Source organism: Candidatus Limnocylindrales bacterium, from assembly GCA_035626395.1.
In the GTDB taxonomy this organism is placed as follows: Bacteria; Desulfobacterota; Binatia; order UBA1149; family CAITLU01; genus DASPNH01.
The window spans coordinates 461,079-484,349 of record DASPNR010000007.1 but is presented as its reverse complement, the minus strand read 5'-3'; the positions used below and the strand labels follow the sequence as shown (position 1 = coordinate 484,349).

The 23,271-nt window shown below is 68.1% G+C and carries 26 protein-coding genes; 12 read left to right on the top strand and 14 right to left on the bottom strand.

From position 1 onward, the window contains the following. Positions 1–49 precede the first annotated feature (49 nt). Complete coding sequence (locus VEC57_05510) at positions 50–913, bottom strand: oxaloacetate decarboxylase (protein ID HYB98575.1); 864 nt, start codon at positions 911–913, stop codon at positions 50–52. 83 nt (positions 914–996) lie between these two features. Between VEC57_05510 and VEC57_05505 the strand changes: the two genes are divergently transcribed. From VEC57_05505 to VEC57_05465, 9 genes are all read left to right on the top strand, one after another. Next, positions 997–1,407 carry a hypothetical protein gene (locus VEC57_05505; protein HYB98574.1) on the top strand — a complete coding sequence of 137 codons (411 nt, stop codon included), beginning with the start codon at positions 997–999 and terminating at the stop codon, positions 1,405–1,407. 19 nt (positions 1,408–1,426) lie between these two features. After that, positions 1,427–1,873, top strand: coding sequence for a prepilin-type N-terminal cleavage/methylation domain-containing protein (locus VEC57_05500; protein ID HYB98573.1), 447 nt, complete (start codon positions 1,427–1,429; stop codon positions 1,871–1,873). Between the two features lie 12 nt (positions 1,874–1,885). Continuing rightward, complete coding sequence (locus VEC57_05495) at positions 1,886–2,401, top strand: hypothetical protein (protein ID HYB98572.1); 516 nt, start codon at positions 1,886–1,888, stop codon at positions 2,399–2,401. Then, positions 2,398–2,760 (top strand): hypothetical protein, encoded by a 363-nt coding sequence (locus VEC57_05490; protein HYB98571.1) that lies wholly within the window; start codon positions 2,398–2,400, stop codon positions 2,758–2,760. Before VEC57_05495 ends, VEC57_05490 begins: the two co-directional genes overlap by 4 nt. 44 nt (positions 2,761–2,804) lie before the next feature. Further along, positions 2,805–3,440 carry a dTMP kinase gene (gene tmk / locus VEC57_05485; protein ID HYB98570.1) on the top strand — a complete coding sequence of 212 codons (636 nt, stop codon included), beginning with the start codon at positions 2,805–2,807 and terminating at the stop codon, positions 3,438–3,440. Positions 3,441–3,449: 9 nt separating this feature from the next. Continuing rightward, positions 3,450–4,424 (top strand): hypothetical protein, encoded by a 975-nt coding sequence (locus VEC57_05480; protein ID HYB98569.1) that lies wholly within the window; start codon positions 3,450–3,452, stop codon positions 4,422–4,424. Positions 4,425–4,430: 6 nt separating this feature from the next. Further along, complete coding sequence (gene metG, locus VEC57_05475) at positions 4,431–5,975, top strand: methionine--tRNA ligase (GenBank protein ID HYB98568.1); 1,545 nt, start codon at positions 4,431–4,433, stop codon at positions 5,973–5,975. Between the two features lie 21 nt (positions 5,976–5,996). Further along, a complete protein-coding gene (locus VEC57_05470; GenBank protein HYB98567.1) occupies positions 5,997–6,794 on the top strand; it encodes a TatD family hydrolase in 798 nt (265 codons plus the stop codon). 154 nt (positions 6,795–6,948) lie between these two features. Then, positions 6,949–8,031 carry a hypothetical protein gene (locus tag VEC57_05465; GenBank protein HYB98566.1) on the top strand — a complete coding sequence of 361 codons (1,083 nt, stop codon included), beginning with the start codon at positions 6,949–6,951 and terminating at the stop codon, positions 8,029–8,031. A 117-nt stretch (positions 8,032–8,148) separates the two neighbouring features. Here VEC57_05465 and VEC57_05460 read toward each other — a convergent pair whose 3' ends face one another. The 3 genes from VEC57_05460 to VEC57_05450 all read right to left on the bottom strand — a co-directional run bounded on the left by VEC57_05460 (position 8,149) and on the right by VEC57_05450 (position 9,708). After that, complete coding sequence (locus VEC57_05460) at positions 8,149–8,577, bottom strand: Fur family transcriptional regulator (GenBank protein HYB98565.1); 429 nt, start codon at positions 8,575–8,577, stop codon at positions 8,149–8,151. Between the two features lie 16 nt (positions 8,578–8,593). Continuing rightward, positions 8,594–8,932, bottom strand: a complete 339-nt coding sequence (locus VEC57_05455) for a hypothetical protein (GenBank protein HYB98564.1) — start codon at positions 8,930–8,932, stop codon at positions 8,594–8,596. Positions 8,933–8,994: 62 nt separating this feature from the next. Beyond that, a complete protein-coding gene (locus tag VEC57_05450) occupies positions 8,995–9,708 on the bottom strand; it encodes a polyhydroxyalkanoate synthesis regulator DNA-binding domain-containing protein (GenBank protein ID HYB98563.1) in 714 nt (237 codons plus the stop codon). A 201-nt stretch (positions 9,709–9,909) separates the two neighbouring features. Between VEC57_05450 and VEC57_05445 the strand changes: the two genes are divergently transcribed. The 3 genes from VEC57_05445 to VEC57_05435 are packed head-to-tail and all read left to right on the top strand — an operon-like array spanning position 9,910 to position 13,480. Then, the gene (locus tag VEC57_05445) at positions 9,910–10,725 is read left to right on the top strand and encodes a carbon-nitrogen hydrolase family protein (protein ID HYB98562.1); all 816 of its coding nucleotides are present in this window, start codon (positions 9,910–9,912) and stop codon (positions 10,723–10,725) included. Beyond that, a complete protein-coding gene (gene glp, locus VEC57_05440) occupies positions 10,722–11,960 on the top strand; it encodes a gephyrin-like molybdotransferase Glp (protein ID HYB98561.1) in 1,239 nt (412 codons plus the stop codon). Before VEC57_05445 ends, glp begins: the two co-directional genes overlap by 4 nt. Then, positions 11,957–13,480 carry a molybdopterin-binding protein gene (locus VEC57_05435; protein ID HYB98560.1) on the top strand — a complete coding sequence of 508 codons (1,524 nt, stop codon included), beginning with the start codon at positions 11,957–11,959 and terminating at the stop codon, positions 13,478–13,480. The genes glp and VEC57_05435 overlap by 4 nt, the downstream gene beginning before the upstream one ends. 80 nt (positions 13,481–13,560) lie before the next feature. Here VEC57_05435 and VEC57_05430 read toward each other — a convergent pair whose 3' ends face one another. The 10 genes from VEC57_05430 to VEC57_05385 form a co-directional block, all read right to left on the bottom strand. Beyond that, positions 13,561–14,574 carry a glycosyltransferase family 4 protein gene (locus VEC57_05430; GenBank protein ID HYB98559.1) on the bottom strand — a complete coding sequence of 338 codons (1,014 nt, stop codon included), beginning with the start codon at positions 14,572–14,574 and terminating at the stop codon, positions 13,561–13,563. Positions 14,575–14,666: 92 nt separating this feature from the next. Next, complete coding sequence (locus VEC57_05425) at positions 14,667–15,398, bottom strand: PIG-L family deacetylase (protein HYB98558.1); 732 nt, start codon at positions 15,396–15,398, stop codon at positions 14,667–14,669. A gap of 154 nt (positions 15,399–15,552) precedes the next feature. After that, positions 15,553–16,356: a M90 family metallopeptidase gene (locus tag VEC57_05420; GenBank protein ID HYB98557.1), complete on the bottom strand. Its 804-nt coding sequence runs from the start codon at positions 16,354–16,356 to the stop codon at positions 15,553–15,555. 6 nt (positions 16,357–16,362) lie between these two features. Further along, the gene (gene pyrF, locus VEC57_05415) at positions 16,363–17,130 is read right to left on the bottom strand and encodes an orotidine-5'-phosphate decarboxylase (GenBank protein ID HYB98556.1); all 768 of its coding nucleotides are present in this window, start codon (positions 17,128–17,130) and stop codon (positions 16,363–16,365) included. Beyond that, entirely contained in the window at positions 17,127–18,848 is a 1,722-nt protein-coding gene (locus VEC57_05410; GenBank protein ID HYB98555.1) for a proline--tRNA ligase, read from the bottom strand. Before VEC57_05410 ends, pyrF begins: the two co-directional genes overlap by 4 nt. 76 nt (positions 18,849–18,924) lie before the next feature. Further along, on the bottom strand, positions 18,925–20,031 hold the full coding sequence (gene ispG, locus VEC57_05405; protein HYB98554.1) for a flavodoxin-dependent (E)-4-hydroxy-3-methylbut-2-enyl-diphosphate synthase: 1,107 nt from the start codon (positions 20,029–20,031) through the stop codon (positions 18,925–18,927). Between the two features lies 1 nt (position 20,032). Then, on the bottom strand, positions 20,033–20,524 hold the full coding sequence (locus VEC57_05400; GenBank protein ID HYB98553.1) for a hypothetical protein: 492 nt from the start codon (positions 20,522–20,524) through the stop codon (positions 20,033–20,035). 60 nt (positions 20,525–20,584) lie between these two features. Then, complete coding sequence (locus VEC57_05395; protein HYB98552.1) at positions 20,585–21,514, bottom strand: ROK family protein; 930 nt, start codon at positions 21,512–21,514, stop codon at positions 20,585–20,587. Next, a complete protein-coding gene (locus VEC57_05390) occupies positions 21,511–22,146 on the bottom strand; it encodes a DUF502 domain-containing protein (protein HYB98551.1) in 636 nt (211 codons plus the stop codon). Before VEC57_05390 ends, VEC57_05395 begins: the two co-directional genes overlap by 4 nt. Continuing rightward, complete coding sequence (locus tag VEC57_05385) at positions 22,143–23,246, bottom strand: flippase-like domain-containing protein (GenBank protein HYB98550.1); 1,104 nt, start codon at positions 23,244–23,246, stop codon at positions 22,143–22,145. Before VEC57_05385 ends, VEC57_05390 begins: the two co-directional genes overlap by 4 nt. Positions 23,247–23,271: the final 25 nt, after the last annotated feature.

Below are 23,271 nucleotides of genomic sequence, written 5' to 3'. Positions count from 1 at the left end.
CGAGAAATAAACCCGTTGGCGCTCGCCCGGCGGGCACCCACGCGCAGCGTCATTCGCTGCCGAACCGCTCAGCCGATGCCCGCCGCTCCTCGATGCCGAGCAGCTGCGCGAACTCGTCGAAGCCCATGAGCTCGCCGCCGATTCCGGCGGTGTCGCCCTGGCGCGCCAGGTAGCCGTAGACCCGCTCCAGAGTGCGCCCGAGGGCCAGGACCGCACTGACCGGATACACCGCGATCTCGAAGCCGAGCCCCTCCAGCTCGCCCAGTGGCAGCAGCGGCGTCTGACCGCCTTCGACCATGTTGACGAGCAGCGGCGGAGGCAGTTCGCCGGTGATGCGGCGCATCTCCTCGACGCTCTGCGGTGCTTCGACGAAGAGCACGTCTGCGCCGGCGGCCTTGTACGCGTGCGCGCGCCGGATGGCATCCTCGAGACCGTGCACGGCGCGTGCGTCGGTGCGTCCCACGATGATGAAGTCGGCGTCGCCCTTGGCTTCGGCGGCGGCGCGCAGCTTCTCGACGTGCTCCTGCATCGGCACCACCGACTTGCCGCGCATGTGGCCGCAACGCTTGGGCCACACCTGATCTTCCAGGAAGACGCCGGCGGCGCCCATGCCGACGAGCTCCCGCACGAGCCGCTGCACGTTGAGCACGCCGCCGCCGCCCGTGTCGCCGTCCACCAGGATCGGCATCCGCACGGCGGAGACGGTGCGTCGTGCCACTTCGAGCATCTCGGTCTGCGACAGGATGCCGATGTCCGGCTCGCCGAGCAGCGTCGCAGCGACCGAATAGCCGCTGAGCATCGCCGCGGCGAAGCCGGCGCGCTCGGCGATCCTCGCCGACAGTGGATCGAACACGCCGGTTGTCAGGCTGATGGAACGGTCGCTGAGCAGATCGAGCAGACGTGGGTCGCGCACGCGCGGCTCTTAGCACGTCATGACATCAAGGGCATTGCCCGCAGGCCCGTCGCCGAGGCATTGACGTGCTCGAGGAGCGACGCATGCGACCGGGGCTGACGCGAGGTGCGACGATGCTGGAGCTGACGATGGCGATGGCGGTGGCGGGGCTGCTGGCGGCCCTGACCGCGGCGGGCGTGCGGCCGCTGGCGGCATCGGTGGCTGTGGAGGCCAGCCGGATGGCCGTGCTGGATGCGCTGACCGAGGCTCGGCGGCGGGCCTACGAGCGCGAGTCCAACGTGCAGGTGGAGCTTGCCGCCGGCAGCGGATCGGTCGTGCTGCAGCCGGGAGCCAGGAAGCGTCGCCTCGCCGACGGCGTCGCGATCACGGCGGCCCCGGCCGACGGCACGATCGAGTTTCGCGCCAGCGGCCTTGCCGACAACGCCACGGTGACCCTGGCCGCCGGTGCGGCCACGGCCACCGTCGTGGTCAACCAGCGCGGTGTCGTCCGATGAACGGGCAGGAGCAATGATCATGGGCAACGACGATACGGACCGTCCCTGCAATCCCATACCGAACACGCAGCGGCACCGACGCGCGAGCATGCTGCGGACCAGGCACCGACAGCGGCGCGCCAGCGAGCGCGGCGTCACTCTGCTCGAAAGCGTCATGGCACTTGCCGTCGGCGGCATCGCCATCGCTGGCATCGCCGCTGCCATGGAGACCGGCGCACGCATCATCCACGAAACCCGCTCGGCGTGGTTGGCGCTGGACGTCGCGCGCAACGCCCTCGAAAGCCGCATCGGCTCGCCGTGCGCGCAGGCCTACGAGTGCCCGCCCGACTTCCAGTGCGAGTTGGCGACGACGCCGCTGGCGTCGCTTTCGGTGGATCGCGTCGGCGTGACCGTCACCGCCCCGCCATCGCCGCTTCGCATCCGCCTGGACACGCTGGTGCGGCAGCCGAGCTGCGCCACCGGATGAGCGATGCCGGGGATGCTCGAGACCACCGCTGCGCTGGCCGTGACCGGTGCCATGCTGGCGACCACCATCGCCGCGCTTGCGAGCACGGCGCGGCTGGCGGCGGCTGCCACGTCACTGACGTCCGAGCTGTTCGTCGAGCGCCTGCTCGAGCACCTCGTCGATCGCGCCGCTCTGTCGGCCGGGAGCGGGCCCGGGCTGCCGCACGCCATCGCCGAAGCCGAAGAGGAACGAGTGGTGTTCCAAGCGGACCTCGACGGCGACGGCGACGTCGAGCCGTCGGGTGCCGAGACGACGGCCCTCGAGCTGATGGCGGCCGGCGGCGACCTGCGCATCCGCCACCGCCTCGGAAAGCAGAGAATGACCATCGTCGAACGCGGCGATGCAACGGGACGGCTGCGCGTCGTGGGCCGCGACGGCGCCGCATCGGCGCCGTCCGCCGCCACGATGGTCGAGCTCGAGTTGCGCGATGGTCCGGGCAGGAAGCGTCGTCTCTGGCTGTTCGCGCTGCCGGCGTCGCTCGCTCCATGAGCCGGCGGTGCCGGGCGAGCGAGCGCGGCGCCGCCCTGCTCGTAACGATCCTGCTGACCGCCGCAGGCGCCTCGCTCGCCTCGGCCGCGGTCACGCGAGCAGCCGTTCTCGCAGGTGAGCTGCGCGCCCGGCAGGACGTCTTGTGCGCGCGCTACGCGGCGCTCGGTGGTCTTGCGCTGGATGCGCCGACAGCCGACGCGTCCGCGGCGGCAGCGCTGATCGGGCCACGCGTCGGCAGCCTCGAGGTGCGGCTGGTCCGTCGCGGTCCGAATTGGTGCGTGCTGCGCGCCGCAGCGACGTGCGGCCAGGCCGTGCGCACCATCGAGCGAACCCTCGCCGACCCTGCACGCTGCTCCTGAGCCGCGGTTGCCAAAGCGGACTTCCGCAGAAACACTCGCTCAGCGTGGCGCTGTTCATCACCCTCGAAGGCATCGAAGGCTGCGGCAAATCGTCGCAGGCCAAACGCATAGCCGACCACCTTACCGCCCGTGGCCACGAGGTCGTGCTGACGTTCGAGCCCGGCGCCACTCCTGTTACGGCGGGCATCCGCAAGCTGCTGGCGGATCCGGCCAACGTCCTGGACGCCACCGCCGAGCTCATGCTGTTTCTGGCCGACCGGGCCCAGCACGTGGCAACGGTCGTGCGGCCGGCCCTGAAGGACGGAAAAATCGTGGTCTGCGACCGCTACAGCGACTCCACGCTCGCATACCAGGGCTACGGCCGCGGGCACGATCTCGATACGCTCATCGGCCTGAACGGCTTTGCCGCCCATGGCCTGACGCCCGACCTGACGCTGTGGATCGACTGCGACATCGGCCTCGGGCTGGGGCGCGCCAAGCGACGCGCCGCCGGCCCCGGCGATCGTTTCGAGGCCGAGCCGCTGAGCTTCCACCAGCGCATCCGTGATGGATTTGCCGCGCTCGCCGGCAGGTTCCCCGAGCGCTTCGTGCGCATCGATGGCGACCTGGCCGAAGAGGAAGTCGGCTCGTGCTGCATCGCCGCGGTCGACGCGACGCTCGCGGCGCGCCGCATCCACTGACGAGGCGCCGTGACGCGCGATCCTGTCGGTCACGAGCGGATCCGCGCCATGCTGAGCGAGCAGGCGCGCAGGTTGGCCGGGGGCAGCGACCTCGGCCTGCATCATGCGTGGCTTTTCTCGGGGCCCTCGGGCGTCGGCAAGTACGTCGTCGCGCGCTGGTGGGCGATGCTGCTGCAGTGCGACACCACCGGAGACTGCAGCCCGCCCTGCGAGAGCTGCCGCCTGATTGCCGGCGGCGTCCATCCCGACGTCGTCGAAGCGGCGCCGGCCCCCGACAAGAGCTCGATCGGTATCGACGACAGCCGCGCCTTCGCGCGCAGCCTGGCGCTGCGGCCGTCGCGCCGCGGACCGCGCGTGGGCATCATCCGCAGCGCCGACACGATGACCGTGGACGCGCAGAACGCGATCCTGAAGCTTCTCGAGGAGCCCCCGGGGTTCGCCGTCATCATCCTGGTGGCCGACAACGCTTCGGCGATGCTGCCCACGGTCCGCTCGCGCTGCCGTCATCTGACGTTCGGCTGCCTCGAGGAGCGCGAGGTGCTGGAGGTCCTGCGACGGCTGGGGCGCGGCGACGAAGAAGCCGTCGCCGCGGCAGCCTGCTCGCGGGGGAGCGTGGCGCGCGCGCTCTGCTACGACGCCGACGGCCTGGCCGACCGCGAGACGGTGCTCCTCACCTTCGAGGGCGTCATCGCCGGAACCACCGACATCGACGCGATGCTGCAGACGCTGATGGCGCGCAAGGAGTCCGGCTACGCCCTCGGCGATCTGCTCGAATGGCAGCTGGCCAAGGTGCAGCGCAGCCTCGGACATTCCCGGCACGAGCCATCGGCGGCGCTGGCGGCCATCCTCGAAGCCGCGACCGCGGCGGACGCTCGCGCGCTTCTCGACCACGCCCGCCGCATCGAGTGGACCATCGGTGCGCTCGAGCGCAATGCCAACGCGCGCCTGGTCATTCGCGACCTGCTGGCGAACGTGCGAGCCTGACGTGTCATGGCCGACCGCATCGAGCTGACGACCCCTCTCTACTACGTCAACGCCGCGCCGCATCTTGGCCACACCTACACGACCGTCGTCGTCGACACGCTGGCGCGCTTCCACCGCTCGATGGGCCGCGACGTCTTCTTCCTGACCGGCACCGACGAGCACGGCGACAAGATCGCGCAGGCCGCCGAGGCCGGCGGCAAGGCGCCGCGGGAGTACGCGGACGACGTGTCCGCACTGTTCCGCTCGACGTGGAACACCTGCGGCATCGCCTACGATCACTTCGTGCGCACCACCGACGACTACCACGTGGCCTTCGTGCGCGAGGTCCTTCAGAAGGTCTACGACGCCGGCGACATCTACTTCGGCGAGTACGGCGGCCAGTACTGCACCGGCTGCGAGCGGTTCTACACCGACCGCGAGCTGGTCGACGGCAAGTGCCCCGACCATCAGACGGTGCCGCAGTGGATCCGCGAGGAGAACTACTTCTTCCGCATGAGCCGCTATCAGCAGGCCCTCCTCGATCACCTCGAGGGCAACCCCGACCTCATCGTTCCGGCGGGGTATCGCAACGAGGTGCTGGGCCTGCTGCGCGAGCCGATCGGCGACCTGTGCATCTCGCGCCCCAAGAGCCGTCTGACCTGGGGCATCGAGCTGCCCTTCGACGACCGCTACGTCTGCTACGTCTGGTTCGACGCGCTCATCAACTACGTCAGCGCCTTGCGGCATGCCAAGGGCGAAGGCTGGGAGCGCTACTGGCGCTGCGCGCGCCACTTCATCGCCAAGGACATCCTCAAGCCGCACGCCGTCTTCTGGCCGACGATGCTGATGGCAGCCGGCCTGCCCGTCTACGAGAGGCTCTACGTGCACGGCTACTGGAACATGGGCGAGTCGAAGATGTCCAAGTCGCTCGGCAACGTGATCCGGCCGCTCGAAATGCGCGAGCGCTTCGGCATGGACGGCTTCCGCTATTTCCTGCTGCGCGAGATGGCCTTCGGCTCCGATGCCTCGTTCACCGAGGACGCATTCGTCACCCGCTTCAACGCCGATCTGTCCAACGGCGCCGGAAACCTGGTCAGCCGCGTGCTGTCGATGCAGCACAAGTATTTCGACGGGCGCATCCAGCCCATCGGCGAGGAGACCGAGCGCGCGGCCGACGTCGCCCTGGAACAGGCGTTCCTGGAGGCCGAGAAGCGGGCGGTGGCCGCGCTCGAGAAGGCGGCGTTCCACGTCGCGCTCGAGGAGATCTGGAAGGCGGTGGCGGCGTGCGACAAGTACGTGGTCGAGACCTCGCCGTTCAAGCTGTGGAAGGACGAGCGCGAGCGTCCGCGGGTCGGCGCGATCCTGCACGTGCTGTGCGATGCGCTCCGCCACCTGGCGCGGCTGATCGCGCCGTTCATGCCCGAGACGTCGGCCGCCATCGCCGGGCTCCTGCGCGCCGACCCCGGGCAGCTGGCCGAGGCGCCGGCGCCGTGGCGGAGAACGTTCCGCGCCGGACACCAGGTCGGCGAGCCTCAACCCCTGTTCCCCCGCATCGAGGTGCCCAAGGCCTAGGGCCTGGGCACGAGTAGCCTCATGACGTCTCGCGCGCCCGCCGTCGGCCTCGTCGATACGCACTGTCATCTGACCGACCCGCGCTTCGATGATGATCGCCAGGAGGTCATCTCGCGGGCGCTGGAAGCGGGGCTGACGCACATCGTGGCCGTAGGGGGCGGCGGTCCCATCGAGGCCAGCGAAGCGGCGGCCGAGCTGGCACGGACGAACCGGCTGCTGCGGTCGACCGCCGGCATCCATCCTCACGATGCCTCCACGTATGACGATGCCACCGAAGGCCGCATCGAGGCGCTCCTCGAGCAGCCGCAGGTCGTGGCCGTGGGAGAGACCGGCCTCGACTACTATTACGAGCACAGCCCGAAGATGGCTCAATGTGAGGCACTGTCCCGGCACGTGGCACTGGCCCTGCGCTTCGACAAGCCGATCGTCCTTCACTGCCGCGATGCGGAGGCCGACATGCGCGCCGTGCTCACGCGCGAAGCGCCCGGCGGCGTGCGCGGCGTGGTTCATTGCTTCACCGGCACGTACGAAGATGCGCGCTGGTACATCGATTACGGGCTGGTCGTCTCGTTCTCGGGAATCTTAACATTCCCAAAATCAGCCTCGTTGCGGGAGACGGCCTCGCGATTGCCTCTGGATCGGTTGATGGTCGAGACCGATTCCCCTTATCTCGCGCCGGTCCCGCACCGCGGAAAACGCAATGAGCCAGCATACGTAGCGCACGTCGCGGCCATGCTCGCGTCGGCTTGCGGCACCTCGGTGGAACGAGTGATCGAAGCCACCGCGGTCAACGCCGCATCGCTGTTCGCCCTGACGTGAATCGCTTCGCGCTTCGTTTGCCTCAGACGAGAGCAAACCTGCGCAGAAAAAGCGTTCCGCCTGTTCGCGAGCCATCGATTTCGCGACGGGAATGCGGCAGTATTGCCGTTGTTCGGGGTCGCCTCGTCCACCAGATTCTGGAGGACGGGGAAAAGTGCTATTTCGGGTTCGTTTCTTCGCGGTTGCCGGGGCGGCCGCGACCATCACTCTTCTGTCGTTTGCCGGACAGGCGCAGGCTCGTACCTGCACCGTCGCGGTCAGTCTCGAAGAGGAGGTTTCGCTCGCGTCGCTGACGGTGCGGGTCAACTACCAGTCCGGACACTTCGTCGACATCCATGGCGGATGCACGAACGTCATGCCGGATTCACTCGGATCGTTCGGAGTGAACGCCCAGGCGAGCCGTCTCAACCTGAGCTTCATCAGCATCTCGGGCATGCAGGGCCCGCACGACCTGGCCTACTGCCAGTTCGAGGATGCCGACGACAATCTGACGCTCGAGGATTTCGTCGTGACGGTGCTCGAAGCCACCGACACGAACGATGAAGCCGTTGATGCCGCCGTGTCCGTCTCGCTGCCCGATTGCGGCGATGTCCAGACGACGACCACGACGTCGTCGACGACGACTTCGACGCTGGACCTGCCGGCGCGTACTTGCGACGTCACGTTCCGGCTCAATGGCGCCAACACCATCCTGGCCCTGGACTGGCAGATTCTGTATCCGAACGCGTCCGGCGAGTTCGCCGGCTCTGCGGGCGGCGTCGAGTGCGACACGCTGCCGGCGGGCACGCTGGCCAGCTACAACGACATCGAGGCGCAGCGCAAGGTTCTGGCGGCGTTGATCAACCCCACCGGCTTTGCCACGCCTGCCGCCATCGCGACCTGCCGCTTCATCCCGGTCGGCGACGACCCGGTGGCCAGCGACTTCCAGGTCTCGGCCAAGAAGGCGACCAATGGCGACGTCGAGGACATCGTGCCCGTGCCCACGATCAGCGTGTCGAAGATCGAGTGCTCCAGCGGCGAGGAGCCCGAGCATACCTGCGGCGACGCCAACGAAGACGGCAGCGTCCTGGCCGGCGATTCGCTTCTGATCCTCCAGAACGCGGTCGGCGCCGACGTCGACTGTCCACTGGTGGTCTGCGACACCGACGACAACGGCGTCGTGCTGGCGAGCGACTCGCTGCGCACGCTGCAGTCGGCGGTCGGACAGACGGTGGAGCTCATCTGCCCGCTGCTGTGATGGGGAGAGGACGTCTTGCTGCGGCGGCCGGCGCCGCCGCAGCGAAGATCGCGGAGCCGCGGCCGGCGGCTCGAAAGGGGCCGGACATCGCAAGATGTCCGGCCTTTTTCGTGTCGCCTACGGTTCGCGGACCCGGCACGTCTGGCAGAGGCCGTACAGTTCCATCTTGTGGCTCTTGAGCAGGAAGCCGTGCTTCTCGGCCACCGACCGCTGGAGCTCCTCGATTCTCTCGTTCTCGAACTCGATGATCTTGCCGCATGAGGTGCAGATGCAGTGGTCGTGGTGGCCGACGACGTTCTCGTAGAGCGCCTCGGCGTCGCTGAAATGGCGTTCGGACACCAGGCCCGCCTCCACCAGCAGCTTCATGGTCCTGTAGACCGTGGAGAAGCCGATGCCGGGGTGGAGCTCCTTGACCTCCCGGTAGATCTGATCGGCGCTGAGATGTCCCTTGTGGCCGAAGAACCAGCTCGCGATCTCGTCGCGCTGGCGCGTCGACTTCAGTCCGCGCTCGCGGATGAACTCGCGAAACTTCTCCAGCCTTTCCATGACATGGGCCGAAGCGTCAGCGAGCCGGCCCGGCCTCGTCGGCCAGCAGGGCACGACCGCCGATCTGCCGTCGCAGCTCCGGCTCGATGAAGACCGAGTCCAGATCGCGTTCCGACAGCACCGAGCACAGCACCTCGACGCGGTCGCCGGCCGCCGTGTTCTTGTCGAGCAGGAGGACCTCCTGCTCGCCGACCCGGCACAGGCCGCTGCGCACGGAATAGCCCACCTCTCGGTAGAGCCTCTCCTCGCGCACTTCGAGGCCGCTGGCGCTGGCGATCTCCTTGAGCCGCTCGAGGAGCGGGTGCGATTCGTCTGCGTGTTTCTCTTGTCGACGTGAGCGGGAAGACTTGGCCATCGGCCTATCGGTTCTACCGACGCGAGAGATGGTTGTAAAGATTCACGCGCAGCTGCGCGTGCTCAGCCTTCGGCCTTGCGCCGCTCCTCGATGGTGGAATCGCCAGCTTCGCTGGTGGTGTCCACGTCGCCCGCAGCGACCTCGTCGTCGACGACGGTACGATGGCCGTTCTCGGCGGCGGCCTGCGACGCACGGATGCTCTCTTCGTCCTCGCCGGCGCGCAGGCGCGCCAGCATCTGTTCGATGCTGTGGATGCTCTTTTCGAGCCGCTCGATCTCGCGCTGGAGCGACGGCGACTGGCGGATCCAGTCCACCTGCTTGCGCGCCTCCTCCCGAAGGCTCTCGAGGCGACGCTGCGGAAGTCCGAGCAGGTCATCGATGAAGCCGCGGCTCTCCTCGATGGCCTCTTCCACGGCGCGTCCGCCCTCGTCGACCACTTCACGGACGCGGTCGCTGACGCTGCCTGTCAGCCCGCCGAGCTCGGTGATGGCGCGCGAGGCCCTGTCGCTGAGGTCCTGCACCGCCGCCTCGCCCGAGCGGATCAGCTTTCGCAAGAAGGGAACCGAGACGAGATGCGTCTTTCTTTTCTCCTCCTCCAGGATGATCTGGGCGAAGGTGACGGCCGTCAGATCCTCTTTGGTCTCGTTATCGATGACGCGCACTTCCTCGCCCTGGCGCACCATCGCCGCGATGTCGTCCAAGGTGACATAACGAGACTGCTGCTTGTCATACAGCTTGCGGTTCGTGTATCGGCGGATTTCCCTTTCAGTCGCCATTGCATGCACCTCGGTTAACTCGGTGCGTTATCAAAGAGGCATACCCAGGGCAAATTGCCGCACCGTGGCAACGAGCAGCCCGCCTGACCTCCACCGACGACCGCTGGTGCGGCGGAGGGCGGTGCGGCGTCATGAATTTTCTCTCGCTGCTCGCTCGGTTGACCGGCGCCGAGCGCGAACGTAGCGTTCGCCGCGATCGTCATGAAGTCGTTCCTTGCAGCCGCCATTCAGCTCCACGCCGGCACGGACAAGGCCGCCAACGTCGACGCGGCGTGCCGCTGGATCGAGGAGGCGGCGGGTGCCGGAGCCGAGCTGATCGCGCTGCCCGAGGTCTTCGCGTGGCGCGGGCCGCTCGACCTCGAGCACGAGCAGGCCGAGCCCATTCCCGGTCCAACCTCCGACCGCATGGCCGAGCTGGCGCGGCGCCTGCGCGTGCACCTGGTGGCAGGGTCGATCCTGGAACTCGCGGCGGGCCAGGAGCGGCCGTTCAACACCTCGGTGGTCTATGGACCGGATGGCGAGCGCCTGGCGGTCTATCGGAAGATCCACCTTTTCGACATCGACATTCCCGGCCGCGTGACGGTGCGGGAGTCGGCCACCCGCGCGCGCGGCAACGAGATCGTCACCGTCGCCACCGGCCTCGGGCGCATCGGGCTGGCGATCTGCTACGACCTGCGCTTCCCCGAGTTGTTCCGCCGCCTGTGCGAGGCGGGCGCCGAGATCGTGGTCATGCCGTCGGCGTTCACGCGGCCGACCGGGCAGGCGCACTGGGAAGCGCTGGTTCGGGCGCGTGCGATCGAGAACCAGCTCTTCATGATCGCGCCCAATCAGTTCGGGCGCTCCAGCGGCGGCATCGAAGACTACGGAAACTCGCTTCTCGTGGATCCCTGGGGCAAGGTCCTCGCTCGGGGCGAGGACGACGGCGCGGGCTTCGTGATGGCCCGCTTCGAAGCCGAGGTAATCGACCGCGTACGGCAAGAGCTTCCATGTCTGGAGCACCGAAGGCTGCAAACATGAAGCCGTTCCTGCGGCTCCTGACCACCGAGCAGGCCTACGAGCAACTCGCGCTCGTCGAGCCGCTCGGGACCGAGACCGTTTCGAGCCGCGCCTGCCTCGGCCGGGTCCTGGCCGAGCCCGTGACGGCACGCGAGGACGTTCCGCATTTCTTCCGATCCAACATGGACGGCTTCGCCGTTCGCGCGCAGGACACCTACGCCGCCTCCGACACCAGCTCGGTCGCTCTCGAGCTGATCGGCGAGGTGGCGATGGGCGCTCTTGCGGTCGAGCCGATCCGCCCGGGCTGCGCCCTGCGCGTGTCCACCGGGGCGATGATGCCGCCGGGCGCCGATGCCGTGGTTCTGGTCGAGCACACCGAGGAGATCGGCGGGCGCATTCTCATCCGAAGCGCGGTCGTCCCGGGCGCCAGCACCATCGCCATCGGCGAGGACCTGCGGTGTGGCGACCCGGTGCTGGAGGCCGGTCATCGCATCCGCGGCAGCGACGTCGGCGTCATCACCGGCGTGGGCCGCAGCCACGTCGTCGTGCGCAAGGTGCCGCGCGTCGGCGTTGCCGCCACCGGCGATGAGATCGTCGAGCCCGAGGACGAGCTGCCGCCGGGGCGGGTGCGCAACGTCAACCAGTACCTGCTGGCATCGATGGCGCGGTCGCTCGGCGCGAGCGTCACCGACTACGGCGTGGTGCGAGACGACGAAGCGGCGCTGCGGTCCCTGCTCGAGCGCGCGCGCGCCGAATGCGACGTCCTCATCGTATCGGGCGGCAGCTCGATGGGAAGCAAGGACCTCGTTCTCGGATCCGTCTCGGGCGCCGAGCAGGCGCAGGTCGTCTTTCACGGCATCGCCATCGCGCCCGGCAAGCCGACCATGCTGGCGCGGATCGGCCCGCTGGCGATCCTCGGCGTGCCGGGCAATCCGTCGGCGGCTGCCGTCGTCTTCACGTTGTTCGGCAGCACATTGATTCGCGTTCGCGAGGGCGAGCCTCTGGCTCGCATCCTTGCCCGGCGGCCGCGCGTGCGCGCGCGCCTGACGGAAAACCTTTCCTCGACGCCGGGCCGTGAGGACTACGTGCGCGTGCGGCTCGAGCAGGCAGGCGACGACGAGCTGCTGCGCGCGCGGCCGCTGCGCGGCAAGTCGGTGACGATCTCGACCATCGCGCGCGCAGACGCACTTCTTCGCATTCCGCGCTCGAGCGAAGGCCTGTCGGCCGGCACCGAAGTGGAGGTGCTGCTGTTTTGACCACCTTCCTGCAACGCAAGCCGCTGCCGGTCGCGCGCGAGCTGCTGCTGGCGGGAATCGAGCCGCTCGCCGCCGAGGAGATCGCAGTGGAAGAGGCTTGCGGCCGCGTCACCGCCGAGGAGGTGCTCGCGCAGCACCCTGCGCCGCATTACCAGGCATCGGCGATGGACGGCATCGCCGTGCGCGCCCGCGATACGTTCGCCGCCTCGGCGCAGGAGCCGGTTCGGCTCACGGTCTGGAACCGTGACGAGGCACCGCCGCCTGATCAGGCCGTGTGCCGGCCTGTCGATACCGGCTCGTTGTTGCCACCGTGGGCCGATGCAGTGGTCAGGATCGAGGAGGCGCGCGCTGCCGGCGACGCGTTCGAGATCAGGACTCCGTCGCCGCCCGGACGCGATCTGCGTGTTGCAGGCGAGGACATCGATGCGGGCACCGTCGTGGTGCCGGCGGGCCACCGTCTCCGCGCCTATGACCTCGGCGCGCTGCTGGCCACCGGCAACAGCCGCGTTCTGGTGCGGCAGCGTCCGTCGGTCGGCATTCTTGCCACCGGCAACGAAGTCGTCGAGCCGAATCGTGCCGCCGCTGCGGGACAGGTCATCGAGTACAATTCGCGCGTGCTGGCCGCGCTCATCGAGGAATGGGGCGGGCAGCCGGTGCGGCTGGGCATCTTCGCCGACAACGAGGACGCGCTGCTCGGCGCGCTCGACCAGGCGCGCCGCAGCTTCGACGTCGTGTGCGCCATCGCCGGCAGCTCGGCGGGTCGAAAGGATCTGACCATCGCGGTGCTGCAGCAGCTCGGCGACGTGTTCGTCCACGGCGTCGACATCGCACCCGGGCGGCCCGTGGCGCTGGCACGCATTGGAACCACTCCGGTGCTGGCGGTGCCCGGCTACCCGGTGGCCGCCATCGTTGCGGCCGAGCAGCTTCTGCAACCATTGCTCGCGCGCCTGTCCGGCACGGGCGAGCAGGCTCGCGCGACGTTGGAAGCGCGCGTGGGACGCAAGATCGTCTCCCGCACCGGCATCGAGGAGTTCCGTCGAGTCTGCCTGACGCGTGGCCACGATGGCTACGTCGTCGGCATGCTGCCGCAGGGCGCCGGCTCCATCAGCACGATCACCGGAGCTCATGGATGGCTGCGCATCCCACCGGAGGTGGAGGGACTGGATGCAGGCTCTCGCGCGTCGGTGGAGCTGATCGTGACGCAGGCCGAGGTCGATGCGTCCATGGTGGTGTCAGGATCGCCGTGCGAGCAGACGGCGGCGCTGGAGCGTGCGCTCCGCCTCTTGGATCCGCGCGCCCGCGTGATGCACCTGCGCCTGGCCGGACTCGATGCATCGATCGCCGTGGAGAGGGGAGAAGCTCATCTTGCTGTCGCGAGCGCGGGTTGCACGCTTGCAAACCCCGCGGTTCGGCTGGTGTTGGCGAGCGATCGTGACGCGGCCTTCGTCGGGCCTGCGGCTGCGGCGACGGCTCCGCCGGTTCTGGCGGCGGTGAAGTCAGGGGTTCTTGCGGAAGCGTAGGCGGGGCGACGCCAACTCCGCTCGCGCAGCAGGCCGGTAGCCCAAACCTCGGGGCGTGGCCGGAGGCATCGAAGCCGCGGTCACTCGCTCAGCGCACGTTCCAAGCGGCTCACACATTCTTTCCACTCGAACGTACGCGCCGTAGCGGCTCCGGCCTGCGACAGTCTGCGCGCGAGATCGGCATCCCTCAGGACGCGTTCGACCGCGGCGGCGAGCGCGACCGGATCGCGCGGTGGTACCAAGAGGCAGTTGACTCCGGCCGACGCGTATTCCCTCGCGCCGAGAGTTTCGGTGGTGACCACGGGAGCGCCGCACGCCATTGCCTCCAGCGCCGGCAGGCCGAATGACTCCGACCATGTCGGCGACACGAATGCGGAGCAACGACGGAAAAGATCAGCGATCTGCGAGCGCGGCGGCCGCAGATGGAGATCGAACGGGACGCGCGTCCGTATGGCACACTCTTCCTTCGAGACGATCGCCAGGCGAATCGAGGGCATCCGGTCAAACAGACGCTCCGCGGCGGCCAGGAGATCGGCCAGCCCCTTGCGCGGCCGCATGTCGGTTATACAGGCCAGCAAGCCCGGCACCCGCGACGCCCAATCGGACGGCGGATGGAAAAGCTCGGGATCGGAGATGCCTGTGCGGACGTTGGTCACACGCCGCGCACCGCGGCTGCGAGCATCGTCGGCGGCGGCTTCCGAGACCGTCACCAGTTGCTCGAACCGAGGCGGCAAATGCCGGAGGATCGCGCGCTCGAAGGGGCGCTCGACGAACATGTCCATGTAGTCCTGATAGAACCACATCGCGCGCCGCTCCCGCTTGCGCCGACTCGCCAGCAGCACGGGCACTGCGGTCGGCGCGTGTGTCGCGAGAATCACATCGGCGTCTGGCACTGCACGAGCCAGCGCCACCGCCAGACGCCCCATGGACGGGAGACTCATCGCTGCGGTCAATCCCCCGCCCGCTTCGACGGTTTTCACCGAGGGACCGAGTCTGTCGATTAAGCTGGGATCGCTGGCGCCTCGCGGAAACACGATGGACACATCGTGGCCTCGCGCCGCCAGCCGCGCCGCAAACCCTACCACGGTCTGCATCCCGCCCGAGATTCGGAGGGAGGAGGCTACGAAGGCCAGACGCATGCAATGACCGAGCCGGTGCCGGCAACCTGTGTCAAGCCACGCCGCCGTCACAGACCGGCGAACAGATCGTCCACGAGCGGCGACGGCTGCGCGACCCCCATCGCATATGCGAAAAGCTCATCGTCCGCCGCGGCCGTTTCGTCGAAGCGCTGCTGCAATAGTTGCTGAGTCCTGTGTGCAGCCCATGCCCGCCTTTCGACTTCACGGAAATTGCGCACGTCGATGCACGCCGTGGCGGGCAGGCCGCGCGTCTTCAGCAGCGCTTCGGCGCCCGGTTTGGGCCACGTAACGTAGTAAAGCCGGGACGGAGCGTGAGGTTCCAGTCCCGCCTCGAGCTGTTCGACGAAAATCGTATCGTTCCCCGCAAGCAGGAACGCGGCAGTCGCGCAGCGAGAGATGACGCGATGGTCGGGATGCGTATTCGGCGCCCCTTCGGGCCCGAACGTGATGACGACCTGCGGCCGTTCACGGCGAAAATGGCGGACGATTTCGCCCACGATCCTGTCGGCGTTTTCTGCGATCAAACCACCGTCCGGATGCCCAGGCAGCTCGATCGCCGCAATGCCGAGGATCTTCCGTGCGACATCCAGCTCCTCGCGCCTCAGCACCGCAAGATCCGCCTTGGATCGGACGGCGACGCCGGAGGTCTTTCCGGCATCCCCGTCCGTCGCGCAGTACACGGTGCAACGCACGCCGGCCGCCGCGTATTTCGCGTACGTCCCACCGCCGGAGAAGGTCTCGTCGTCGGGGTGGGCATAGACGCCGGTCAGGCATTTCATCCCATCAGGAGTCACGATGCGGTGGCGTCGCCGACGCGGCGGTAGCTCCGTAGCATGGCGACAGCACGGATTGCCAGCGCCGAAATCCTTCACACCGCTGCAAGCGCTGCGCGTGCCTTATGGCGCTACCCTGAGGGGGTTAGCGAATGCCTTTTCACGATCGCCGCCCCCACGTCTTCGGATCCTGCCGGTAGTACTCGGCCAGCGTCCGGTACAGCTCGGGATGCCGGCGGGAGAACTCGACCGGCTCCATGAAGAAGTGCTCGGTGGCCACGGCGAAGAATTCGCTCGGATGCTCGCTGCCGTAGTCGTCGATGAACGTGCGGCGCCCGCGGTCCGCAAGATCACACAGGCGCTCGTACTCGCGCTCGAACACGGCGCGCCAGCGCTTGCGCAGCGCCGCATCCGCGATGGGCGGCGCGCCGTCGGCCTCGCCGTTCTCCATGTCGAGCTGGTGCGCGAACTCGTGCAGCACGACGTTGCAGCCTTGATCGCGATCCGCTGCGCCGCGCAGCACGTCGCTCCACGACAGGATGAGGCTGCCCGTCTGCCAGGACTCTCCGACGTGGTCGAGCGACTCCTCGATCGTGATCTCGGCACCGCCGAGCTCGAACGGCGGCGTATCCTGCAGCGGCGTCTGCACATTGACGACGTAGGACTCCGGATAGACCAGGATGGTCTCGAGCACGGAGAAATATTCGGTGTCACGATGCAGGAGCAGCAGCGCGGCCTGTCCTGCAATGACGACACGCATCTCCTCGGTCAGCTCGAGGCCGGCGCATCCCTCGAAGCTCTTCTCGCCCAGCAGCACGTTGATGCACGACAGCAGCTCGGCCCGATCGGCTTCGGGAAGCCGGCGAAACAGGGAGGAGCGCCGCTGCAGGATCTGGCGCCAGTGCTCGGGCACCGGCTGCTGGCGCAGGCGACGGCGGCGCCGCCGCCTCAGCAACGCGAGCATGCAGGATCAGGCGCGGCGGCGCGTGACGAGCGCATCGGCGATCTCGTCGATGATGTGCTCGGCTTCCGCGCGGGGATCGGGCGCGTCGCGAATGGGCCGGCCAACCACGACATAGTCGGCGCCGGAGACGACGGCTTCGGCCGGTCCGGTGACGCGGGTCTGATCCCCCATGTCGTCGCCGTCGCGGCGAATGCCCGGAGTGACGATGAGGAAGCGCGGCCCGCAGGCTTCGCGGATCGCGCGAATCTCCTGCGGCGAGGCGACGACGCCGTCCATCCCCGCCTCCATCGCCAGCACCGCCAGGCGCAGAACCTGATCCTGCACCGGCGTCGACAGCACGCCGATCGTCTCCAGATCCACGGCCGAAAGGCTGGTGAGCACGGTGACCGCCAGCATGCGCGGCCGGCGCAGATGCTCGGTACGGCAGACGCGGCGGACCTGCCGCACGGCTTCCTTCATCATCGCGCTGCTGCCGGAGGCATGGACGTTGAACATGGCGGCGCCAAGCCGCGTGGCTTCCACCGACGCGCGCGCCACGGTCTGCGGAATGTCGTGGAACTTGAGGTCGAGAAAGACCTCGCCGCCGCGCTCGCGCACGAACTGGATGATGCGCGGGCCCTCGCGCAGGAACAGTTGCTTGCCGACCTTGAACATCGCCACGCTGTCGCGCAGCGTGCGCACGAGCTGGCCCGCCTCGCGCGCCGTGGAGACGTCGAGCGCGAAGATGAGCCGCTCGCGCGCTCGCTCGCGAAGGCCTGCCGACCGCACGGTCACTGGCGCAGCTCCGCGTGCGCGCGGCGCACGCGCTCGATGACGTCTGCGGCGGCGCCTTCCAGCGTCAGCTCCTGTGCCTGCGCCTGCGAGCGTTCCTTCAGCTCGACCTTGCCTTCCTTGAGCCCGCGCGGTCCGATCGTGATGCGGAACGGAATTCCGATCAGATCCGCGTCATTGAACTTGACGCCGGCGCGCTCGTCGCGGTCGTCGAGCAGGACCTCGACGCCGGCCGCCTGGAGCGCGTCGTGCAGCGAGGTCGCCGCGACGCGGCTCGGTTCATCGTCCCACTTGACCGCAACGATGACCACTTCGAACGGTGCCAGCGAGATCGGCCAGCGGATGCCCTTGTCGTCGTGATGCTGCTCGACGGCGGCCGCCATCGTGCGCGTGACGCCGATGCCGTAGGTGCCCATCTCCATCACCTGCGCGTTGCCCTGATCGTCGAGGTAGGTGGCACCCAGCTTCTGGCTGTACTTCTTGCCGAGATAGAAGACGTGTCCGACCTCGATGCCGCGGTGCTCCTCGAAGACGCCGTCCTCGCAGCGCGCGCATGCGTCGCCCGCCGCGGCGGTGCGAAGGTTGGCGAAGGTGACGCCGGAGAAGTCCCTCTCGTTCGAGACGCCGACCACGTGCGTGTCGTTCTTGTTGGCGCCGCTGACCATGCCGCGGCATCCCGACAGCCGGTAGTCGGCGTACATCGGCAGCTTCAGCCCCACGGGGCCGGCAAAGCCCTGCGGCGCGCCCGTCAGACGCTCGACCTCGGCCGGCTCGGCCATCCGCAGCACCGTTGCACCGAGCATCGCCTTGAGCTTGGGCTCGCTCAGCTGATCGTCGCCGCGCAGCAGCACGGCGATACCCTGCTCGTCCGCCATCAGGATCAGCGTCTTGATGAAATGCTCGGGCGGGCGCGACAGGAATGCCGACACCTCTTCGATGGTGCGCGCGCCGGGCGTGGGCACCTCCGAGAGCGCGGCATCCGGCAGCGGTTGCGCGGGCACCGGACGATTCTCGGCCTTCTCGACGTTGGCCGCGTACTCGCACTTGCTGCAGCTGACGATCAGGTCCTCGCCGGACTCCGCCAGAACCTGGAACTCGTGGCTGAGGCTGCCGCCGATGTTGCCCGTGTCGGCCTCCACGGCACGAAAACGCAGGCCGCAGCGGCGGAAGATGCGGCTGTAGGCCTGGCGCATGTTCTCGTACTCGCGCAGCGTGTCCTCGTAGGTGGCGTGGAAGGAGTAGCCGTCCTTCATCACGAACTCGCGCCCGCGCATCAGGCCGAAGCGCGGCCGGATCTCGTCGCGGAACTTGGTCTGGATCTGGTAGAGGTTCAGCGGCAGCTCCCGATAGGAGCGCACGTCACGCCGCACCAGATCGGTCATCACCTCTTCGTGCGTCGGGCCGAGGCAGAACTCGCGGTCGTTGCGGTCGCGGATGCGCAGCAGCTCCTTGCCGTAGAGATCCCACCGCCCGCTCTCCTGCCACAGCTCGGCCGGGCACACGACGGGCAGCAGCACCTCCTGGCATCCCGCGCGGTTCAGCTCCTCGCGCACGATCGCCTCGACCTTGTGCAGCGTGCGGCGGCCGAGCGGCAGGAAATCGTAGATGCCGCGTGCGACCTGGCGAATCATGCCCGAGCGCACCATGAGGCGGTGGCTGGCGACTTCGGAGTCGGCGGGGTCTTCCTTGAGCGTGGGCAGAAGCAGACGGGAGTAAAGCACGGCTCTCTCGGAGCGGCGACGCCGCGGTGTTCCTGCGGTCAGGCCTTCGATCTACGGATCGCGGCGACCCCTAGATTCAAGACCTGGCCCCTTCCTGTTCGTGCGCTTGCGGGGCGGGCGCATCCTCGGCGACCATCTCGTCGACGGCACGCACGAGCGCGTCGACCAGCTCACCTTCCTTGTACTTGCCGATGACCTGGCCGCGGCGGATGAGGAGGCCTCCGTTCTTGCCGCCGGCGATGCCGATGTCGGACTCGCGCGCCTCGCCCGGACCATTGACCGCGCAGCCGAGAATGGAAACCGTGATCGGCTTCTCGATGTGCGCCAGGCGCTGCTTGGCCTCTTCGACGAGCTTGAACAGATCGACCTCGATCCGCCCGCAGGAAGGACATGCCACGATCATCGCGCCCTTGGCGCGAATGTTCAGCGCACGCAGGATGTCGAAGCCGGCCTGCACTTCCTCGACCGGATCGGCAGTGAGCGAGACGCGGATCGTGTCGCCGATGCCTTCGGCCAGCAGCATGCCGATGCCGATGGAGGACTTGACGATGCCGGCCGGCGGCATGCCGGCCTCGGTGACGCCCACGTGCAGCGGGTAGTCGCACGCGCGCGCAAGCTGCCGATACGCTTCCACCATCAGCGGCACGCTGGAGGCCTTGATCGAGATCTTGATGTCGTAGAAGTCGAGTTCCTCGAGGATGGCCACGTGGCGCATGGCGCTCTTCACCATCGCCTCGGCGGTGGGATAGCCGTACTCGTCGAGCAGGTCCTCTTCGAGCGAGCCGGCGTTGACGCCGATGCGGATGGGTACGCGGCGAGGCCGCGCGGCCTTGACGACTTCCTCGACCCGATCGCGCGTTCCGATGTTGCCGGGGTTCAGGCGGATGCAGTCGACTCCCTGATCGAGCGCCATCAACGCCAGCCGGTAGTCGAAGTGGATGTCGGCGATCAGCGGAATCCGGATCTGCGACCGGATCTTCCCGAGCGCCAGCGCGTCGCGCTTGTGCGGCACCGCCACGCGCACGATCTCGCAGCCCGCCTCTTCGAGCCGGTGGATCTCCTCGAGCGTTGCGGCCACGTCCTCCGTCTTCGTCGTCGTCATCGACTGCACGGCGATCGGCGCGTCTCCGCCGATGGGCACGTTCCCGACGAAGATCTGACGTGTCTTGCGGCGGACCGTCATGTCACTGCAACGTCACCGCGACGCTGGGAGCAGGATCGATCTCCTGAAGATCGGGCGAGGAAGCATCGCGCACGGTGATCTTGAAATCGTCTGCTTTGGTCTCGCCTTCGTACTTGCACTGCGAGAACTTGACCGGGCCGGTGAAGCCCTTGACCGCGACGAACGCGGCCTTGAGCATCTTCTCGTTGGGCATGTGGTTGTAGCTGCTCAGCGCACCCTCGATCAGCGTCTCGCACGCCACGCCATCGTGATCCCCGACGAAGCGGCCCTTTCCCTTGTATTCGACGTCGATTTGCAGCGCGCCCACGGCTTTCTCGTCCTTCAGCTCGAAGGCGACGGTCCTGGCACCCGAGCCTGCGGCAGGAGCGGGCGCTGCGGCCGGTGCATCGGCGGGCTTGGCGGCCGGCGCCGTCGTGGTCTCGCTCTTGTTCTCACAAGCGGCCAGGGCGAGCGACAAGGCGAGAACGGACAGCGTCTTCAGGTTCCTGTGCATGCGGGGACGACCTCCGTGGGTGTAAGCGTCGCGGATTCTAGGCTGAAACGGCCACCGCGCTCAACGCGCGAGCATCGCCAGACGAGCGGCGCCGATGGCGCCGGCGAGCGGGCCTCCGGCAGCTTCGACGATCTCGACGTCATCGACCGAGCGCGCGAACAGGCTCGCCGCGATGGCCGCCCGCAGCCGCTCGACGCGCGCCAGCACGCCGGGCGCAATGCCGCCGCCGACGACGATGGTGGTGAGGTCGAGAATGTTGACGGCCGAAGCCAAGGCCGTCCCGAGATGATCGATCATGCCGTCGACGATCGCGTCGGCCTGCGCATCGCCGCCCGCGGCCGCGTCGAACAGCACGCGAGCGATGCCGCCTTCGGGCTCGCGGCCGCGGAGCAGGCGCTGCTCCAGACCAGCACGCTCCACCGCCCGTCGTGTCGCCGTTTCGGAAATGTAGGCTTCGAGGCAGCCGCGATTGCCGCAGCCGCAGCGCAGCCCCTGGTGCACGACGATCATGTGCCCGAACTCGCAGCCGTAGCCGCTCTCGCCGCGGCGCAGCTGCCCGCCCAGCACCAGCCCCGACCCCACGCCGGTGCCGAGCGTGATGGCCAGATAGTCGTGCCGGCCTACTGCGGCACCGATCCAGCCTTCGGCGACGGCGGCGCAGTCGGCGTCGTTGCGCACGGTTGCGGGCACGCCCATTCCTGTGGCGACGAACTTCTCGATCCGCTTTCCATGCAGCTCGGGCAGGTGCGGGCCACCGCGCAAGGTTCCATGGCTGTCGAGCACGCCGGCGATGCCGACGCCCACGCCGGCGCAGCCGTCGTGCGCCAGCGACTCGCGCAGCGCCAGGAACGTGCGCACCAGGCTCTCCTCGTCGGTGCCTGGGCCGGTGGGCGCGCTTTCGCTGCGCAGCACGGTGCCCCGAGCGTCCACGAGCGCGGCCTTGACCGACTGGCCGCCGACGTCGAAGCCGAGATAGCGTTCCTCGCTCATGGCCTCGGCAGCTCCCGCGGCCGCTGCGAATCCGACAGGTGGCCGGCATCGCGGAAGCGGATCTCGTCGGGCAGCGAGCCGCCGCACGAGAGCACCGCGGAAATCCCCTCTTCGAGCGTCATGTCCACTTCGAGCACGTCCTTGCGCGGCATGATGAAGACGTCGCCGAGGTAAAGATGATTCGTGGGTACGTAAACGCTGGCCATCTCCACCTCCTCGCCTTCGCGGCTCAGCACGAACTCGCCGGTGACGAAGCCGAACAGCAGCGCGTCCTCACGCCGCACCAGAACCGTGCGCTTGAAGCTCATACCCTCGCTCGAGGAGAAGCCGCGCACGACCTGACGCGTCGTCGAGTAGATGCTGCCCACGATCGGGATCCGAGCCATGTGGGCCTCGAAGGCTTCGACCACGCGCCGGCCGGCGAACCAGGACGTCATGTAGCCCAGCATGAGCACGATCAGCGCCGTCAGCACTACGCCGACGCCGGGAACGTCGCGCCCGATGTACAGGCGCAGGAGGGGCTGCGAGACCGCGTCGAGAAAACCGAGGAGAAGCTGCAGTATCCAGATCGTCAGCACCACCGGAATCAACACGAGCAGGCCCGCGATGAAGAGGTTGCGCAGACGATTCACAACACCTCTTCGGCCCTGCGCGTCCCGGTGAAGGCACCGTGGGCCAGAAAGAAGGCGACCACGGTGGGTACGATGAAGTAGCAGAACCTGTAGAGAAAGATGGGCAGTGCCGAATCCTCGATCGGGACGCCCAGGCTCGACAGCGTCACGGCCAGGCTCCCTTCGAGCACGCCGGCCGCGCCGGGTACGAACGACAGGAACGCCAGCACGCTGGAGACCGAGAACGCGATCGTGATCAGGCTGAAGCCGACGGGACGCCCGGTCGCGTAGAAACCGAGCCACAGCGCTCCCATCATGAAAAGCCAGTCCATGAAGATCCACAGGCTCGGCAGCACCATCGCTCCCGGCCTGCCCGCGAAAAGGCCCATCCCCTCGTCGATGTGGACGAAGAAGCGGCGCGCGCGGGCGGCGAATCGTCCGTGATAGCCTGTGCGGTCCAGCACACGGTCGACGGCGTGCGCACCGACCGAGAGGATGCGTTGGCGCATGGCCGAGCTGTAGATCATGAGAACGAGCAGCAGAAAGCCGATTCCCAGCAGCGCCGTCGCCACGCCGGCCGCCACCAGCGGCGTGCCTTCGATGTCCTCCTTCAGTAGCAGGTTGATCAGGCCGTAGACGACGAACAGCACCAGCATGAGGTTGGTCAGCAGCGTCTGCGTGAAGGAGATCGCCACCGCCGTCCCCGGCGTGATTCCCCGCTTGGTGAAGAACAGCAGTCGCAGCGCGAAGCCGGTCAGGCCACCGCTGGGGAAAATGTAGTTGGCCGTGTTGGCGACCAGCGTGATCCGGAACATGTCGCGCGAGCCGATGGAGGCGCCGGCGGCGCGCACGATCCCCTCGTAGGAGATCGACATGGTCAGATAGCTCAGGAACGTGGCCAGGAGCGGGAGCGTGACGTAGTGCGCTTCCAGGCGGTCCCATGCAGCGCGAAGGCTGTCGGCGCCGGCCCACAGGAAGATGCCGGTGTAGGAAACGACCAGCAGCAGGACGACGATCGTGGCGCCGCGCCGGAGCGCGGAGCGGTCGATACGACCGCCCTTGATCGGCGTTTCTTCCTGCTGCTCGTCGACAGCTCGTCTGGCGTCAGATCGCCGAGGCACGGCCGGATAGTGTCAGGGCCTCGGC

Coding starts and splice junctions, on each gene's coding strand:
- VEC57_05505 (HYB98574.1), top strand. CDS start 997: ATGCGACCGGGGCTGACGCGAGGTGCGACGATGCTGGAGCTGACGATG.
- VEC57_05500 (HYB98573.1), top strand. CDS start 1,427: ATGGGCAACGACGATACGGACCGTCCCTGCAATCCCATACCGAACACG.
- VEC57_05495 (HYB98572.1), top strand. CDS start 1,886: ATGCTCGAGACCACCGCTGCGCTGGCCGTGACCGGTGCCATGCTGGCG.
- VEC57_05490 (HYB98571.1), top strand. CDS start 2,398: ATGAGCCGGCGGTGCCGGGCGAGCGAGCGCGGCGCCGCCCTGCTCGTA.
- metG (HYB98568.1), top strand. CDS start 4,431: ATGGCCGACCGCATCGAGCTGACGACCCCTCTCTACTACGTCAACGCC.
- VEC57_05470 (HYB98567.1), top strand. CDS start 5,997: ATGACGTCTCGCGCGCCCGCCGTCGGCCTCGTCGATACGCACTGTCAT.
- VEC57_05460 (HYB98565.1), bottom strand. CDS start 8,577: ATGGAAAGGCTGGAGAAGTTTCGCGAGTTCATCCGCGAGCGCGGACTG.
- VEC57_05455 (HYB98564.1), bottom strand. CDS start 8,932: ATGGCCAAGTCTTCCCGCTCACGTCGACAAGAGAAACACGCAGACGAA.
- VEC57_05450 (HYB98563.1), bottom strand. CDS start 9,708: ATGGCGACTGAAAGGGAAATCCGCCGATACACGAACCGCAAGCTGTAT.
- VEC57_05445 (HYB98562.1), top strand. CDS start 9,910: ATGAAGTCGTTCCTTGCAGCCGCCATTCAGCTCCACGCCGGCACGGAC.
- glp (HYB98561.1), top strand. CDS start 10,722: ATGAAGCCGTTCCTGCGGCTCCTGACCACCGAGCAGGCCTACGAGCAA.
- VEC57_05430 (HYB98559.1), bottom strand. CDS start 14,574: ATGCAGACCGTGGTAGGGTTTGCGGCGCGGCTGGCGGCGCGAGGCCAC.
- VEC57_05425 (HYB98558.1), bottom strand. CDS start 15,398: ATGAAATGCCTGACCGGCGTCTATGCCCACCCCGACGACGAGACCTTC.
- VEC57_05420 (HYB98557.1), bottom strand. CDS start 16,356: ATGCTCGCGTTGCTGAGGCGGCGGCGCCGCCGTCGCCTGCGCCAGCAG.
- ispG (HYB98554.1), bottom strand. CDS start 20,031: ATGACGGTCCGCCGCAAGACACGTCAGATCTTCGTCGGGAACGTGCCC.
- VEC57_05400 (HYB98553.1), bottom strand. CDS start 20,524: ATGCACAGGAACCTGAAGACGCTGTCCGTTCTCGCCTTGTCGCTCGCC.
- VEC57_05395 (HYB98552.1), bottom strand. CDS start 21,514: ATGAGCGAGGAACGCTATCTCGGCTTCGACGTCGGCGGCCAGTCGGTC.